Here is a 13,955-nt window from a genome sequence, read left to right on the forward strand (position 1 = left end):
CTCTCGCTCCCTTCCCCCTCACCCGGATAGAGGTCTTGATGCCCCCTCAGTCGACGCTGCGCCGGCAGTTGCTCCGCCGCCGGCCGATATCCGCGCCCTCGGGGAGCGGCTTGCACCGCACCATCGGGCCGTTCCAGCTCACCATGATCGGGGTCGGCGGCACCATCGGCACCGGCATCTTCTTCGCGCTGAGCGCGGCGGTTCCCGAGGCCGGGCCCGGGGTGGTGCTGTCCTTCCTGATCGCCGCGGTCACCGCCGGGCTCACCGCCCTGTGCTACGCCGAACTCGCGTCCGCCGTGCCGGTGTCCGGCTCGTCCTACTCCTACGCCTACGCCACCCTGGGCGAGTTCGCGGCGTGGGCGGTCGGCTGGTGTCTGCTGCTGGAGTACGCGGTCTCCGGCTCCGCCATCGCGGTCAGCTGGGGGCAGTACCTCAATGATCTCACCCAGCGGCTGTTCGGCTTCGCGATGCCCGCCACGATCTCCGCTCCACCGGGCAGCGGCGGCTACGTCAACCTGCCGAGCGCGGTCCTGGTCGGGCTGTGCTGCCTGCTACTGGTCCGCGGAGCGAAGGAGTCCGCTCTGGTCAACACGGTGATGGTGCTGCTCAAGCTGGCCGTGCTGGTGCTGTTCGTGGCGGTGGGGGCCACCGGCTTCCACTCCGCCCACCTGCATCCGTTCGCCCCGATGGGCGCCGCCGGGATCGGCACGGCCGCCTCCACCATCTTCTTCTCCTTCATCGGCCTGGACGCGGTGTCCACCGCCGGCGAGGAGGTCCGCAATCCGCGCCGCACCCTGCCGATGGCCATCATCGGTGCCCTGTGCGTGGTCACCGCGATCTACGTCGCGGTCGCCCTGATCGGCGTCGGCGCCCAGCCCTGGACCAGGTTCCGCGGCCAGGACGCGGGCCTGTCCTCGATCCTCGCGGAGGTCACCCACGCGGGCTGGCCGGCGTTGGTGCTCTCCGTGGGCGCGGTGATCTCCATCGTCAGCGTCACCCTGGTGGTGCTCTACGGGCAGAGCCGCATCCTCTACACCATGAGCCGGGACGGGATGCTCCCCTCCGTCTTCGCCCGGGTGAACCCGCGCAACGGCACCCCTGTGTTCACCACGGTGGTGGTGAGCGTGTTCGTCGCGACGCTGGCCGCGGTGGTCCCGCTGGACGTGCTCACGGACCTCACCAGCATGGGCACTCTGGTCGCCTTCGCCGTGGTCTCGCTCGGCGTACTGATCCTCCGCCGGACCGCACCGGACCTGGAGCGCGGCTTCCGCGTCCCGGGCTACCCGGTGGTGCCGCTGCTGTCCCTCGCCGCGTGCGTCTACCTGATCACCGGTCTGTCGCGGCTCACGTTCCTGCTGTTCGCCGCCTGGCTGGCCCTGGCACTGGCCGTCTACCTGCTCTACAGCCGCAAGCACTCACAGCTCGAGACTCCCGCCCCGACGGCCCCCACGGCCCCGGATGCCCCGTCGCGCACGACCAGTTCGCCGTAGCCGCGCGGTCGCCGTCGGCCGAGCGCGCCGATACGGCCGGGCGGAGGGCGACTTCACCGGGTGGTTCCGGTCGACCGGGCGGCGAGGACCGTGCACAGCGCCGCCAGCGGGAATTCCGCGCCGATCGCCATGGCGAGGGCACCTGCCAGTTCCGCGCCCGGGGCTGCGGTGGCCATGTCGATGCAGGCGTCGGTGACGAGAAGGAGGGCCGCGGCGGCCGCCGGGGCGCGGTGACGGGGGTCGCCGCGCAGCAGGCGGGTACCTGCCGTCAGGAGGCAGGCGGCCTCCAAGGCGTCCAGGGCCACCCAGGCCGCCGCCTCCTCGGGTGGGAGGGTGCCCGCGAGGTAGCCGAGCCACGGCAGCAGGGCGAGGCCCGCGCCCGCCAGGACGCGTCCGTACCGGCGCCCCACAGCCGTCCCGTGCGAGACGTAACGGCTCTGCCGGCAAGGGGAGTTGATAGCGGTGGATGTCACGGAGGATGCCTCTTTCGGCTGTCGCGAACCCGTCCGTCGGGCTCCCGATCAACACTCCGGTTCCGGGCGCTTCCCGTCAGTAACGTCCTTTGCCGACTTGGGGTGGCACCAGCTACACCCTCGTTCCGGACACTGGCTTCATGGCCCGCGTCCGATGCCGCCCTCTATCTTTTGATCATGACCATTCCGCCCCGGCTCCACCGCGCTCTCGGGCGACTCCGACGCGACACCGGCTTCCTCGCCACCGGGGTGCCGCTGCACCTCCTCACGCCGCTGCTGCTCTGGTGGATCGTGATCCTGGTGAGCAGGACCGTGGCGGGGACCTCGTCCGACGCCCCGGTGATCCTCATAGCCCCGGCAGTCCTGCTGGGCATAGCGGGATACGCGCTGACCGAGGCCCAGCGCCGGCGGTTCCGGGCGCTGTGCGGGGTGGATCTGCCGCGGCTGCGCTTCGCGCAGGCCAAGCGGCAGTTCGGCTACCACGTGCTGGTCGGGCCGCTGCTCGGACTGCTGGAACTCCTGCTGCTGGCCCTGCTGTCGGCGGGACTCGCGGCGGCGTCGGTGCTGGTGTGGGTCTGGCTGGTGCCGGCCCAGTGGCGCATCGAGCACCCCGGCTACACCACCCAGGCCACCTACCTCACCGCGCTGGGGCTCGCGATGCTGGCCGCGTTTCCGGTACTGGCCGCGGGGCTCGTACGGTGGGAGATCCTGGTCGGGCGGGCGGTGCTGGGCGTCAGCCGGTCCGACGAGCTGGCACGGCGGGTCGAGGACCTCACGGAGAGCCGGGCCGGCGCGGTGGACGCGGCGGACGCCGAACGGCGGCGTATCGAAAGGAATCTGCACGACGGAGCGCAGCAGCGCCTGGTGTCCCTCGCGCTGAACCTGGGCCTGGCCAAGGCGACGCTGACGGATCTGCCGCCGGAGGCGCGGAAGGTCATCGAGGCGGCGCACCGCGAGGCGAAGGACGCGATCGACGAGCTGAGCAGCCTCGTACGCGGGCTCCATCCGGCGGTCCTGGACGAACTCGGCCTGGACGCCGCACTGTCGGGGCTCGCGGCCCGCTCCCCACTGCCCGTCCGACTACGCGTCGACCTGCCGGGGCGGGCCGAGCCGGCAGTCGAGGCCGTCGCCTACTTCGTCATCTCGGAGGCGCTGACGAATGTCGCCAAGCACGCGAGGGAGGCGACCCGGGCCGATGTGACGGTCACGCGCCTGGGCGGGATACTTCGGGTGGTGGTCGCCGACGACGGTGGGGGCGGAGCCGACCCGTCGCGGGGAAGCGGCCTGACGGGTCTCGCCCAGCGGGTGCGGTCGGTGGACGGAACCTTCCGGATGAGCAGCCCCGCGGGGGGCCCGACCATGATGAGCGTGGAGCTGCCGTGCCCGATGTGAGACGCGCCGTGATCGCCGAGGACTCCGTCCTGCTGCGGATCGGACTGGTCAAGGTGCTGGAGATGGCCGGGTTCGAGGTGGCGGCCGAGGCAGGGGACGCGCAGGGACTGCTGACGGCGGTCGAGGAGCACCGTCCGGACATCGCGGTGGTGGACGTCCGGATGCCGCCCGGATTCACGGACGAAGGGGTGCGGGCAGCGCTGTCGATCCGCCAACAGTGGCCCGGCACAGCGGTGTTGCTGCTCTCGCAGTACGTGGAGGAGCGGTACGCGGCCGACCTGCTCGCCACCAACACGAGCGGCGTGGGCTACCTCCTCAAACAACGGGTCGCGGATGTCGAGGAGTTCATCGAGGCGCTGCGGCGGGTGGCCGCCGGCGGCACGGCGCTGGACCCGCAGGTGGTCGCCCAGCTGCTGGTGCGGCGGTCGAGCGATCCCCTCGAACGGCTCACCGGACGCGAGCGCGAGGTGCTGGCCCTGATGGCCGAGGGCCGCTCCAACGCGGGCATCGCCGCACAACTGGTGGTGAGTGACAGCGCGGTCGCCAAGCACATCAACAACATCCTGGCCAAACTCGACCTGCCGAGGGCGGATGCGGACCACCGGCGGGTGCTGGCGGTACTGCACTTCTTGGGAGTGGGCAGCTAGAGCGGTCGCCGGCTGGGCCCTCTCCTCCTTTCGCCGCCTACGCGCGGCCCGTCCTCCCGGCCGTCACCGGCGTTGCCCGCTTCAGGTGGTGACCGGCGGCGCCAAGGTCGCGGGCGTGGGGCCGTCGGGGCGGACGGTGATGCCGTACACCGCCTTCGTGGGGGTGGAGGAGAAGGCCAGGCTGTGGGCGGGCAGCAGGTGTTCGAGCAGGACGGTCGCTTCGCGGAGCGCGAATTGCAGGCCGAGGCAGGCGCGGGGGCCGATACCGAAAGGGAAGTAGGCGCCCGGTTGGGTGGGGCGGCCGTCCGCGGCGAGGAAGCGCCGGGGGTCGAAGTGCTCCGGTTCCGGCCACAGTTCGGGATCGCGGTGGGTGAGGTACGGGCAGACCAGGATGTCGGTACCCGCCTCGACGGCGTAGCCGGCAAGGGTGTCGCCCTCGGTGGCGTGGCGGGGCAGGATCCAGGCGGAGGGGTAGAGCCTGAGCGTCTCGTGGATCAGAGCCTGGAGGGCCTGGCGGCGGTCGGCCGTTCCTTCGGCGCCGGCGGCGAGTGCTTGTCCGCGGGCGGCGGGGTGCCGGTCGAGGAGCAGGTAGAGCCAGGTCAGGGTGGTGGCGGTGGTTTCGTGCCCGGCCACGAGGAAGGTGACCAGCTCATCGCGGATCAGCCGGTCGGTGTACTCGGGGCGCTCGGTGGCGGCGTCGATCAGGACGTGCAGCAGGCCGGGACCGTCGGGGCCGGCCGTGCCGCTGCGGGCGGCCTCGATGGCGTGCAGGGCGACCGTATCGATCCGGGCGAGATCGGCGGCCACCGCGTCCTGGGCATCGCTGACATCGGCGGGCAGAGTCGGAAGGGCGGCCGTCACGGCTGCCACGGCGCCGAGTTCGCGCTCGGTCCCGTCATCGAGGGGGTGCCCGGTAAGGGAGCGCCAGATGGCGTCCAGGGCGAAGCGGCGCATCTCCCGCCCGACATCGATGACCTCGCCGGTACGGGCGTACCCGGCCCAGCGCCCGGCGGTGGTCCGGGCAGCCTCGGTGATCCGCTGTTCGTAGCGGCGCATGCCGGTGCCGGTGAACTGGGACTGCAGCAAGCGTCGCTGCTGCTTCCACTCCGCGCCGGTGGCGGCGAGGACGCCGTCGCCGATCAGCACGCGGGCGCGGTGGGAGCGCTTGACGTACCGCTCCGGGTGCCGGGCCAGGACGTGCTGGACCGCCTGGGGGTGGGTGACGAGAACGGTGCGGGCCGGTCCGAGCCGGAACGCGGCGACGCCGCCTACCCGTTCGCGCACTTGGGACAGCAGCTCGACGAGCTCCCCTCCCCCGGCACTCCACCGTTCCACGAGTCCGGGCTCGGCTTCGGGGACGGGACGCCTCGTTCCCGGAACGTACGGAAGGGAGTCGAGACCGGCTTCGGTGTCCATGTGTCTTCTCCTGGTCAACCGCTGGGCTGGGCCGCGGCGGAGGGCTGATACCACGGACTGTACGGGAGCGGACACAGCTGGTGACAGTCCGCCTAGGCTCAGCCGCTGCCAGGGCATGACCCCGATCCCGCCACCCCGCCCCGGACTGCTTCCGGTACGCCGGCCGCCGATCGCTATCAGCCGACGCCAACTCCGGTTCCGGTTCCGGTTCCGGTTCCGGTCGCAGGGCGCGGCCGGTATTCGGCGATGATGACGCCGGAGGCCGTGGTGGTCACGTCGGCGGCATCGAAATCGGTGGGGCTGAAGCCGTCGGCGAAGAGGCGGCGTCCGGACCCCAGGACGACCGGGTGGAGGCACAGCAGGTAGGCGTCGATGAGGCCGAGCGGGGAGAGGGACCGGATCAACGCGCCGCTGCCCATGATGTGCAGGTCGTTCCCCGGAGCCTTCTTGAGTTCGGCGACGGCCGCGGGGACGTCGCCGCCGATCAGGGTGGAGTGGGGCCACGGCAGCGGCTCGGTGAGCGTGTGGGAGGCGACGTACTTGGGGGCGTTGTTGAGGGCATCTCGGAACGGGCTGTCCTGGGTGTTCCAGTGGCCCAGAACGTCCTGGTAGGTGCGGCGGCCCAGGAGATACCCGCTACTGGCGGACAGTCGCTGCCCCCATGCCCTCGTGACGGCTTCGTCGCCGCCCCGTTCAGCCGCCCAGCCCCCGTGGGTGAACCCGTCACGGGTGTCCTCATCGGAGCGGCCGGGTCCCTGCATGACGCCGTCCAGGGTGACGTGGTTGATGACGACGATTCTCATGGCGCTCCTGTCCACTGGTGACACACGACCGTACGGGCACGATCAGCCTGGCCCCCTCGTGGCCGGCCCGGCCCGTCCTCGTCACGGTCACTTCTTCGATCGGTGCGTACAGGGGGCCGCGGTCATGGCTGCGGCTCACCCCACGTGATCTCAGACTGCGGATCATGGAGAAACTCATCGGCCGCTGCCGCCCTCCCGGCAAACGGCGGACGACGGACGGCAGACGGCAGACGGCAGACGGCAACCAGAGCGCCTCTCCGGAATCGATGAGTTCCGTCGTCCGGCCGGTCTGTACTCCCGGCACGTAGACCACGTGACCGCTGCGTTGACCACGCGAACGCGACGTGGTCATGCGACATACACGGCAAGTTTGCGTGGAGACCTACCCGACGGTCGAGATCTGACGGCCGGCGGGCCGCACCGCCCCACACGGCGGTGCACGCGGAGAGCCCTTCCACCAGGCAGCTATCCGGCTCGGGAAGTGCCCGAAGTGCCCCCCGGAAGAGAGTGTGGAACCGTGAAAGAGCCGGGCAGTGCCCGGTACGGGACCAGGCGGTCCAGCGGGGGTTCCGCCCAGGAGGTGGCGTCATGCCCGACCAGGCCGGCGGGAGCACTCCGGAGGAACGGGCCGCGCGGGGAAGGGCCGCGCGAGCGCAGGCGCCGCGCTCCTCCCACGCGGAATACCGGCCCTCGGCGACCCGGCCGGACCCCGTGGACATCATCGAGGCGCAGTCGGCCGCCCGGCTGCCGGGCCTCGTGCCCATCCGCTACGGCCGGATGCTGGAGTCCCCTTTCCGCTTCTACCGAGGCGCCGCCGCCCTCATGGCCGCCGACCTGTCCGGCACTCCCCGCACAGGAATGACCACGCAGGTGTGCGGGGATGCGCACCTGCTGAATTTTCGGCTGCTCGCCTCGCCCGAGCGGAAACTGGTCTTCGACATCAACGACTTCGACGAGACCCTGCCGGGCCCGTGGGAGTGGGACGTCAAGAGGCTGGCCGCCAGCCTGGCCATCGCCGGACGCGAGAACGGCTACACGGACGCCGAGCGATCCTCCGTCGTCCGCGCCACCGTCCGGTCGTACCGCGAGGAGATGCGCCGCTTCGCCGGCCTCGGCAACCTCGCCGTCTGGTACACCCAGGCCGACAGGGAGCAGCTGCAGGCCCTCGCGGACGAGAAGCTGGGCGCGCGGGGCCGCAAACGGACCCAGCAAGCCATGGCGAAAGCCCGTACCCGCGACGGTCTCCAGGCCTTCGAGAAGCTCACGGGGGTGTTCGACGGCCGGCGCAGGATCGCCGCCGACCCACCGTTGATCGTGCCGCTCCAGGATCTGCTCCCGGGCGTCGAGCGTGACGCCGTGGAGGGCCAGCTGCGCGAACTGATCGAGCGCTACAGTCACAGCCTGCAGTCGGACCGCCGCCATCTGCTTCAGCAGTACCGGATCGTCGACATGGCTCGCAAGGTCGTCGGCGTGGGCAGTGTCGGCACGCGCTGCTGGATCATCCTCCTGCTGGGCAGGGACGACCAGGATCCGCTGCTGCTGCAGGCCAAGGAGGCCGACCAGTCGGTGCTGGCCCAGTACGTCGGGCTCAGCGCCTACGACAACCAGGGCGAACGGGTCGTCTCCGGCCAGCGCCTGATGCAGGCCGCGAGCGACATCTTCCTGGGATGGGAGCGCGTCACCGGCCTGGACGGACGTCAACGCGACTTCTACGTCCGTCAGTTGCGGGACTGGAAAGGCATCGCCGAACCCCAGCTCATGGAGCCGCGGGGCATGCGCGTCTTCGGTGAACTCTGCGGCGCCACTCTTGCCCGCGCGCACGCCCGCTCCGGAGACCGCATCGAGATCGCCGCCTACCTCGGCGGCGGCGATGTCTTCGACCGCGCGCTCGCCGTCTTCGCCGAACGCTACGCCGACCAGAACGAACGCGATCACCAGGCCCTCGCCGACGCCGTGGACGCCGGCCGGGTCTCCGCCGAGGCCGCCTGATTCCCCGCGCGACGCGAGGCGCGCACCGGACGCCCGCAGAGCACCGCACCCGGCGGGCGGTGGAGCGACGGACGCGAAGGGCCCGCCACAGGCCCGAGCCATTCGGGTGACGTGATGCCGTGGGCCCCCGGAGCCGCCACCCGGCACCGGCGCCGGTCGGCCGCCGAAGTGTTGCGGATGCGCGACAAGCGCAGAATGAAAAGACCCGCTCTGCCGTCCGGAGGGCGGACCAGCCACGATGCGCTGCGGGCGGAGGAACGGTGCCAGCAGATCGGCCGAGTGACGCGGATACCGGTAGTGCGCTCCGGTCGGAGCCCGGCTCCCTGCTGGAACACGTGCCCGTCGCCGTATTCGGCATCGATGACGAGGACCGGATCTGCTACTGGGGCCCCGGCGCGTACGACCTCTTCGGCCACCAGGCCACGGATGTGCTGGCGAAGCCCGGCGCCGTACTCTTCGCCGACTCCTCCGACGACGAGACCGGCGCCTGCTCCCGTATGGCCGCGCGGGGACGGGCCCAGGGGTACTGGCGCGGTCGCCTGCTCGCCCGGCACCGGGACGGGACGGACTTCGACTGCGGGTTCCGGGTCTTCCCGGTGGCCGGCGTAGAAGAGCGTTCGGTCGTCATGGTGCTGGCCAGCCGCGGCGACGAACTGGACCGGGTGAAGACCAACCTCGCCTTCCTCGACGCGCTCTTCGCGACCTGCCCCATCGGCCTGGTCATCCTCGACGAGGATCTGCGCTACCTCCACCTCAATCAGGCCCTCGCGGACATGAACGGGCTCCCCATCGAGGAACACCTCGGCCGGCGCCTCACCGAGATCATGGTCACCTCGGAGGGCGGTGAATACGAGCGCATGCTGCGCACCGTCGTCGCCGAGGGGCGGACCGTGGTCGGGGTGCGGGTGGGCATGCGCACCCTCGGCCACCCGGACCGGGACCTGGTGCTGTCCGTGAGCTTCTTCCCGCTCACCGGGGCGGTCGGCACTCTCCAGGGAGTGGGCGGACTGCTGGTGGATGTGACCGACCGGGAGCAGGCGATCGTGGAGGCGACCGCCACCCGTCAGCGGCTGGCGCTGCTGGACCGGGCCTCCGCCCGGATCGGCACCACCTTGGACCTGCAGACCACGGCACAGGAACTGGTCGACGCCTCCGTTCCGGATTTCGCGGACGGAGCGGCCGTGGAGCTGGTGGACTGGCTGGACGAGGGGGAAGCGTTCGACCCGGCGCTCCCGGTGATCACGCGCCGGATCGCCTCCGGCACCGTCCTGCCCGCCCCCGCGACGGAACTGGTGAGCGGCCTGGACGTCGTGCACTATCCACCGGGCTCCGCCATCCACCAGATGCTGCGCACCGGCCGCCCGATCGCCGTGCCGGTGAACCAGGAATTCATGGCCCGCACGATCATGGACGAACACCGGGCCCGCGTGATGGCCGAGAGCGATGTGGCCTGCCTTCTGCTCGCCCCGCTCATCGCCCGGGGAACGGTCCAGGGCATCGCCATCTTCGGCCGGTCGACGGCCCGAGCGACCTTCAACGAGCAGGACCTCGGCCTGGCAGGCGAACTCGCCTCCCGGGCAGCGCTGTGCCTGGACAACGCGCGCCTCTACAGCCGGGAGAGAAATATCGCGCTCACCCTTCAGCGGGCGCTGCTGCCCAGCTCGCTGGGGACCACCCCGTATCTGCACGTCGCGCACCGCTATCTGCCCGGCGGCCGGGTCACGGACGTCGGCGGTGACTGGTACGACGTGATCGCGCTGCCCGGCAACCACGTCGGCCTGGTCGTCGGCGATGTCATGGGGCACGGCGTCTCCGCCGCCGCGTCGATGGGCAGGCTGCGGATCACCGCCAAGGCGCTGGCCCGGCACCACCAGGAACCGGACGAGCTGGTGGCCGAACTCGACCTGTGCGCCCAGGAGGCGGGCATCGAACTCGCCACCTGCCTCTACATCCGCTACGACCCCGCCACCGGACGCGCCAGGATGGCCAGCGCCGGCCATCCGCCGCCTCTCGTCCTGGGGCCGGACGGCCGGACCGATGTCATCGACGAGGTGCTGGGGGTCCCGCTCGGCGTCGGCGGCTCACCGTTCCGGACCATCGAGGCCCAGCTGCCCGACGGCGCCACGCTCGTGCTGTACACCGACGGCCTCATCGAGGCACGCGGCCGCGACATCGACGAGGGCCTCCAGGCGCTCCGTTCGGAACTGGGCCACGTCCCGCACTCGTTGGAGGACGCCGCGGACCAGATCCTCGAACGCCTCGTGCCGAGCTCCCCGGCCGACGACACCGTGCTCCTCCTCGCCCGGGTCCACCGCCTTCGGTCGTGACCGCCGGTAGCCCGGTGGTCGGTGGTGGGTGACCGGCAGCCGGCATCCGGTGGTCGGCAGCGCGCCCGCCAAGACGATGCCATGCGCCAACTGCCGCACGACCAGCGGGCATTGGTCACCTCGACAGGCAGTCAGGCCATCGCGGGGCCGGCCCACGAAGAGCGCGCCGCAGCCGCCCGAGAGCGCGGCCCGCCATGCGTGCGACAGGTGCGCCCTGCGCAGGGCTCGACGACTGCCGGTCTGCGGGAGTGCCGACTCCGGCCACGTGACCGGGACCACAGGGCGGCATGCCGGGCGAGCGGAATGCGGTAACCGCAGGGACGGTTGTGCCCCTACGTACTCATTGCACTTTGCACATACCTTCCGGTAGTCACCAGGAGCCCTCCGTGAACGTCACCGCCTCCTCCGCCTCCCGCGCGGCCGAGATCCTGTCCCGGCCCGTCCCGCTGAACGGCCTGACCGTCCCGAACCGCATCGCGATGGCGCCGATGACGCGCATGTTCTCCCCGGGCGGCATTCCCGGTGAGGACGTGCGCGCGTATTACGCCCGCCGCGCCGCCGCGGGTGTGGGCCTGATCATCACCGAAGGGACCTACGTAGGCCACGATTCGGCCGGGCAGAGTGACCGGGTGCCGCGGTTCCACGGCGAGGAGCAGCTGGCCGGGTGGGCGAAGGTCGCCGACGCCGTGCACGAGGCGGGCGGCACGATCATGCCGCAGCTGTGGCATATCGGCATGGTGCGCAACGCGGGCGACCCGCCCTACGCCGACGCCCCCGCCATGGGCCCCTCCGGCATCCGCGTCGACGGCACCCCGAACGCCGGCACGGCGATGAGCCGGCGTGACCTGGACGACGTGATCGGCGCCTTCGCCGAGGCCGCCGCGGCCGCCGAACGCATCGGTTTCGACGGCGTCGAACTGCACGGCGCGCACGGCTACCTCGTCGACCAGTTCCTGTGGGCCGGGACGAACCACCGAACCGACGCCTACGGCGGCGACCGTGTGGCCCGTACGAAGTTCGCGGCAGAGATCGTGGCCGCGGTCCGCGAGAGGGTCTCGCCCGACTTCCCGGTGGTCTTCCGCTACTCGCAGTGGAAGCAGGAGGCCTACGACGCGCGGCTCGCCGAGTCCCCGGAGGAGCTGGAGGCGATCCTGAACCCGCTCGCCGCGGCCGGCGTCGACGCCTTCCACGCCTCCACCCGCCGTTACTGGATCCCGGAGTTCGAGGGCTCGGACCTGAACCTGGCGGGCTGGACCAAGAAGCTCACCGGCCGACCCACCATCACCGTCGGCTCGGTCGGCCTCGACGGTGACTTCATCCGCGGTTTCCTGGGCGAGGGCGCCCCGGTGCAGAACATCGACGACCTCCTGGACCGCCTGGAGCGCGACGAGTTCGACATGGTCGCCGTCGGCCGCGCGCTGCTCCAGGACCCGGAGTGGGCGGCGAAGGTGCTGGGGGGCCGCTTCGATGAGCTCAAGCCGTACGACGCGGCGGCGCAGAAGACGCTGCGCTGACCTCCGGCAAACGCTGACGGGCCGCCCCCCCCGGAGCAAGCCCCCGCGGTGCCGCAGCCCCGGGTGCCCGGCCGTTTCGTCTCACGGTCGGGCACCTCGGCGTCGGGCCCGGCGGAGCGGGGCGGGCGGAGCGGGGCGGGCGGAGCGGGGCGGGCGGAGCGGGATCCTCTCAGCGCGCCGTCTCCGTGCCCTCGTGCATCAACCCGGCCGGACCGACCCCCCAGTCAGGCTCGGAGCCCGTCGGCACCCCGCGCTAGTCCGGCCTGACCGCTTCCAGCAGGTCGACGCAGCGCCCGAGCAGGCCGGTGAGTGATTCCCGCTCCTCCGCGGTGAATTCGGCAGCGAGGGCGCGCTCGACGCGTACGGCGCGGGCGTCCGCATCGGCCATGACCGCCTTGCCCTCCTCGGTGAGGCTGGTCTCCAGCACATTCCGGTGCCACTGATGCGGGGTGCGCTCGATCAGTCCGCGTTCCTGAAGGTTCTTCAGCACGGTGTTCATGGTCGGCGGCGTCACCGCGCACGCCCTGGCGAGCCCGGCGGCCGAGATGCCCGGCCGCTCCGCGAGGACCAGCAGCGCGGCGTACTGCGGGACGGTCAATCCGGCCGGCTTGAGCACCGCGTGCTTGGTCGCGTTGAGCGCCTTCTCGGCGCGCTTGATGTGCGAGCCGAGACGCTCGGCGGCGGGCATCGACGTCATCTCCGCATGGTATCGGCCGTACCCGGCCAAGAACCCTGGCCACCGTTAGCCCCCTTCTCGAAGACAACACCTACATCCTCATTAATGTCTTGCCGGACATTAGAACTCTAACTACTCTTTCGACTCGACCGCTCGCCGAGCCGACCGAGAGAGACACCCCATGCCCCGCACGCTCCCCCTGGCCCTCGCGGCCCTCGCCCTCGCCGCCACGCTCCCGTCAGCCGACGCGGCCCAGGCCGACCCGGGCACCGCTCCCGCCCCGCGCAGCCCCGTCCACGCGGTCCACGACCTGCCGGACCACCGCGCCTACCCGGAGGGCATCGCACGGGACCCGCGGACCGGAGATCTCTATGTCGGGTCCTTCGCGACCGGCGCCGTCTACCGCATCACCCCTGGTCAACGGAGTGCCACAACCTTCCTGCCGGCCGGCGCGGACGGCCGGGCCACCGCCAACGGCCTGAAGGTCGACCGCGCCGGGCGCTTGTGGGTGACCGACTCCAGCGCCGGTGTCGCCGTCTACGACCTCCACCGGCGCACCCTCCTCGCCCGCTTCGACGTCGCGGGCGACGCCCCGTCCTTCGTCAACGACCTCACGATCGCCCCCGACGGCAGCGCCTACCTCACCGACAGCAGAAGAGCCGTGGTCTACCGCGTCACCCGGGACGAGCTGGACCACGCCTCGGCGGGCAGCGGGCTCGGCACGCTCACCACCCGCTACGACCTCTCCGGCGCCCTCACCCCGCACGCCCCCGACGCGTACACCCTGAACGGCATCGTCGCCGACCCCTCGGGCCGCTACCTTCTGACGGTCGACTCGACGGCCGGCGACCTGTTCCGCCTGGACCTCGCCTCCGGCGGAATCCGCCGGGTCACCCTCCACGGCGGCAGCATGCTCCTCGCCGACGGTCTCGACCTGCGCCACGGCATCCTCCGGGCGGCGCACAACACCCGCAACGCGGTCAGCCGTTGGCGCCTGTCCCCCGACAGGACCACCGCCCGGATGACCCGCGAGGTGACCGACCCGTCCCTCCAGGTCCCCACGACGCTCGTACGCCAGGGCGGCCGCACCCTGGTGGTCCGCTCCCAGTTCGACAAGGGCGGTCCCATGGGCCCCGGCACCCCCGAAACGCCGTTCACCATCGCGGCGGTGGACGGCATCTGACGCCTGACGGAAAGCGGCTGTCCGTGCACGCGGTACGTGTACGGA

Annotated in this window: 11 protein-coding genes; 7 read left to right on the forward strand and 4 right to left on the reverse strand. The window is 71.6% G+C overall.

What is annotated here, in order from left to right:
- Window positions 1-38: 38 nt before the first annotated feature.
- A complete protein-coding gene (locus ACIRQ7_RS31425; protein WP_404266008.1) occupies window positions 39-1,490 on the forward strand; it encodes an APC family permease in 1,452 nt (483 codons plus the stop codon).
- A 53-nt stretch (window positions 1,491-1,543) separates the two neighbouring features.
- On the opposite strand, the gene ACIRQ7_RS31430 is transcribed toward ACIRQ7_RS31425, so the two are convergent.
- Entirely contained in the window at window positions 1,544-1,963 is a 420-nt protein-coding gene (locus ACIRQ7_RS31430) for a hypothetical protein (protein WP_404266009.1), read from the reverse strand.
- 177 nt (window positions 1,964-2,140) lie between these two features.
- Here ACIRQ7_RS31430 and ACIRQ7_RS31435 point away from each other — a divergent pair, with 177 nt between their 5' ends.
- On the forward strand, window positions 2,141-3,355 hold the full coding sequence (locus tag ACIRQ7_RS31435) for a sensor histidine kinase (protein ID WP_404266010.1): 1,215 nt from the start codon (window positions 2,141-2,143) through the stop codon (window positions 3,353-3,355).
- An 8-nt stretch (window positions 3,356-3,363) separates the two neighbouring features.
- Entirely contained in the window at window positions 3,364-4,002 is a 639-nt protein-coding gene (locus tag ACIRQ7_RS31440) for a response regulator (RefSeq protein WP_404266119.1), read from the forward strand.
- A gap of 81 nt (window positions 4,003-4,083) precedes the next feature.
- Here ACIRQ7_RS31440 and ACIRQ7_RS31445 read toward each other — a convergent pair whose 3' ends face one another.
- On the reverse strand, window positions 4,084-5,418 hold the full coding sequence (locus tag ACIRQ7_RS31445) for a cytochrome P450 (protein WP_404266011.1): 1,335 nt from the start codon (window positions 5,416-5,418) through the stop codon (window positions 4,084-4,086).
- 176 nt (window positions 5,419-5,594) lie between these two features.
- On the reverse strand, window positions 5,595-6,221 hold the full coding sequence (locus ACIRQ7_RS31450) for a dihydrofolate reductase family protein (protein ID WP_404266012.1): 627 nt from the start codon (window positions 6,219-6,221) through the stop codon (window positions 5,595-5,597).
- 588 nt (window positions 6,222-6,809) lie between these two features.
- Here ACIRQ7_RS31450 and ACIRQ7_RS31455 point away from each other — a divergent pair.
- The 3 genes from ACIRQ7_RS31455 to ACIRQ7_RS31465 all read left to right on the forward strand — a co-directional run bounded on the left by ACIRQ7_RS31455 (window position 6,810) and on the right by ACIRQ7_RS31465 (window position 12,051).
- Window positions 6,810-8,210: a DUF2252 domain-containing protein gene (locus ACIRQ7_RS31455; protein WP_404266013.1), complete on the forward strand. Its 1,401-nt coding sequence runs from the start codon at window positions 6,810-6,812 to the stop codon at window positions 8,208-8,210.
- Between the two features lie 260 nt (window positions 8,211-8,470).
- Window positions 8,471-10,537: a SpoIIE family protein phosphatase gene (locus tag ACIRQ7_RS31460; RefSeq protein WP_404266014.1), complete on the forward strand. Its 2,067-nt coding sequence runs from the start codon at window positions 8,471-8,473 to the stop codon at window positions 10,535-10,537.
- A 386-nt stretch (window positions 10,538-10,923) separates the two neighbouring features.
- The gene (locus ACIRQ7_RS31465; protein ID WP_404266015.1) at window positions 10,924-12,051 is read left to right on the forward strand and encodes an NADH:flavin oxidoreductase; all 1,128 of its coding nucleotides are present in this window, start codon (window positions 10,924-10,926) and stop codon (window positions 12,049-12,051) included.
- A gap of 253 nt (window positions 12,052-12,304) precedes the next feature.
- Here ACIRQ7_RS31465 and ACIRQ7_RS31470 read toward each other — a convergent pair whose 3' ends face one another.
- Window positions 12,305-12,748, reverse strand: a complete 444-nt coding sequence (locus ACIRQ7_RS31470; protein WP_404266016.1) for a MarR family winged helix-turn-helix transcriptional regulator — start codon at window positions 12,746-12,748, stop codon at window positions 12,305-12,307.
- Window positions 12,749-12,908: 160 nt separating this feature from the next.
- On the opposite strand from ACIRQ7_RS31470, the gene ACIRQ7_RS31475 reads away from it, so the two are divergent.
- Window positions 12,909-13,910 (forward strand): SMP-30/gluconolactonase/LRE family protein, encoded by a 1,002-nt coding sequence (locus ACIRQ7_RS31475; RefSeq protein ID WP_404266017.1) that lies wholly within the window; start codon window positions 12,909-12,911, stop codon window positions 13,908-13,910.
- Window positions 13,911-13,955: the final 45 nt, after the last annotated feature.

The organism is Streptomyces sp. NPDC101393, from assembly GCF_044767385.1.
Lineage (GTDB): Bacteria > Actinomycetota > Actinomycetes > Streptomycetales > Streptomycetaceae > Streptomyces.

Excerpts from the sequence above, each read along its gene's own strand:
- ACIRQ7_RS31470 (WP_404266016.1), bottom strand. The coding sequence starts at position 12,748 with ATGACGTCGATGCCCGCCGCCGAGCGTCTCGGCTCGCACATCAAGCGC.
- ACIRQ7_RS31450 (WP_404266012.1), bottom strand. The coding sequence starts at position 6,221 with ATGAGAATCGTCGTCATCAACCACGTCACCCTGGACGGCGTCATGCAG.
- ACIRQ7_RS31475 (WP_404266017.1), top strand. The coding sequence starts at position 12,909 with ATGCCCCGCACGCTCCCCCTGGCCCTCGCGGCCCTCGCCCTCGCCGCC.
- ACIRQ7_RS31455 (WP_404266013.1), top strand. The coding sequence starts at position 6,810 with ATGCCCGACCAGGCCGGCGGGAGCACTCCGGAGGAACGGGCCGCGCGG.
- ACIRQ7_RS31425 (WP_404266008.1), top strand. The coding sequence starts at position 39 with ATGCCCCCTCAGTCGACGCTGCGCCGGCAGTTGCTCCGCCGCCGGCCG.
- ACIRQ7_RS31445 (WP_404266011.1), bottom strand. The coding sequence starts at position 5,418 with ATGGACACCGAAGCCGGTCTCGACTCCCTTCCGTACGTTCCGGGAACG.
- ACIRQ7_RS31435 (WP_404266010.1), top strand. The coding sequence starts at position 2,141 with ATGACCATTCCGCCCCGGCTCCACCGCGCTCTCGGGCGACTCCGACGC.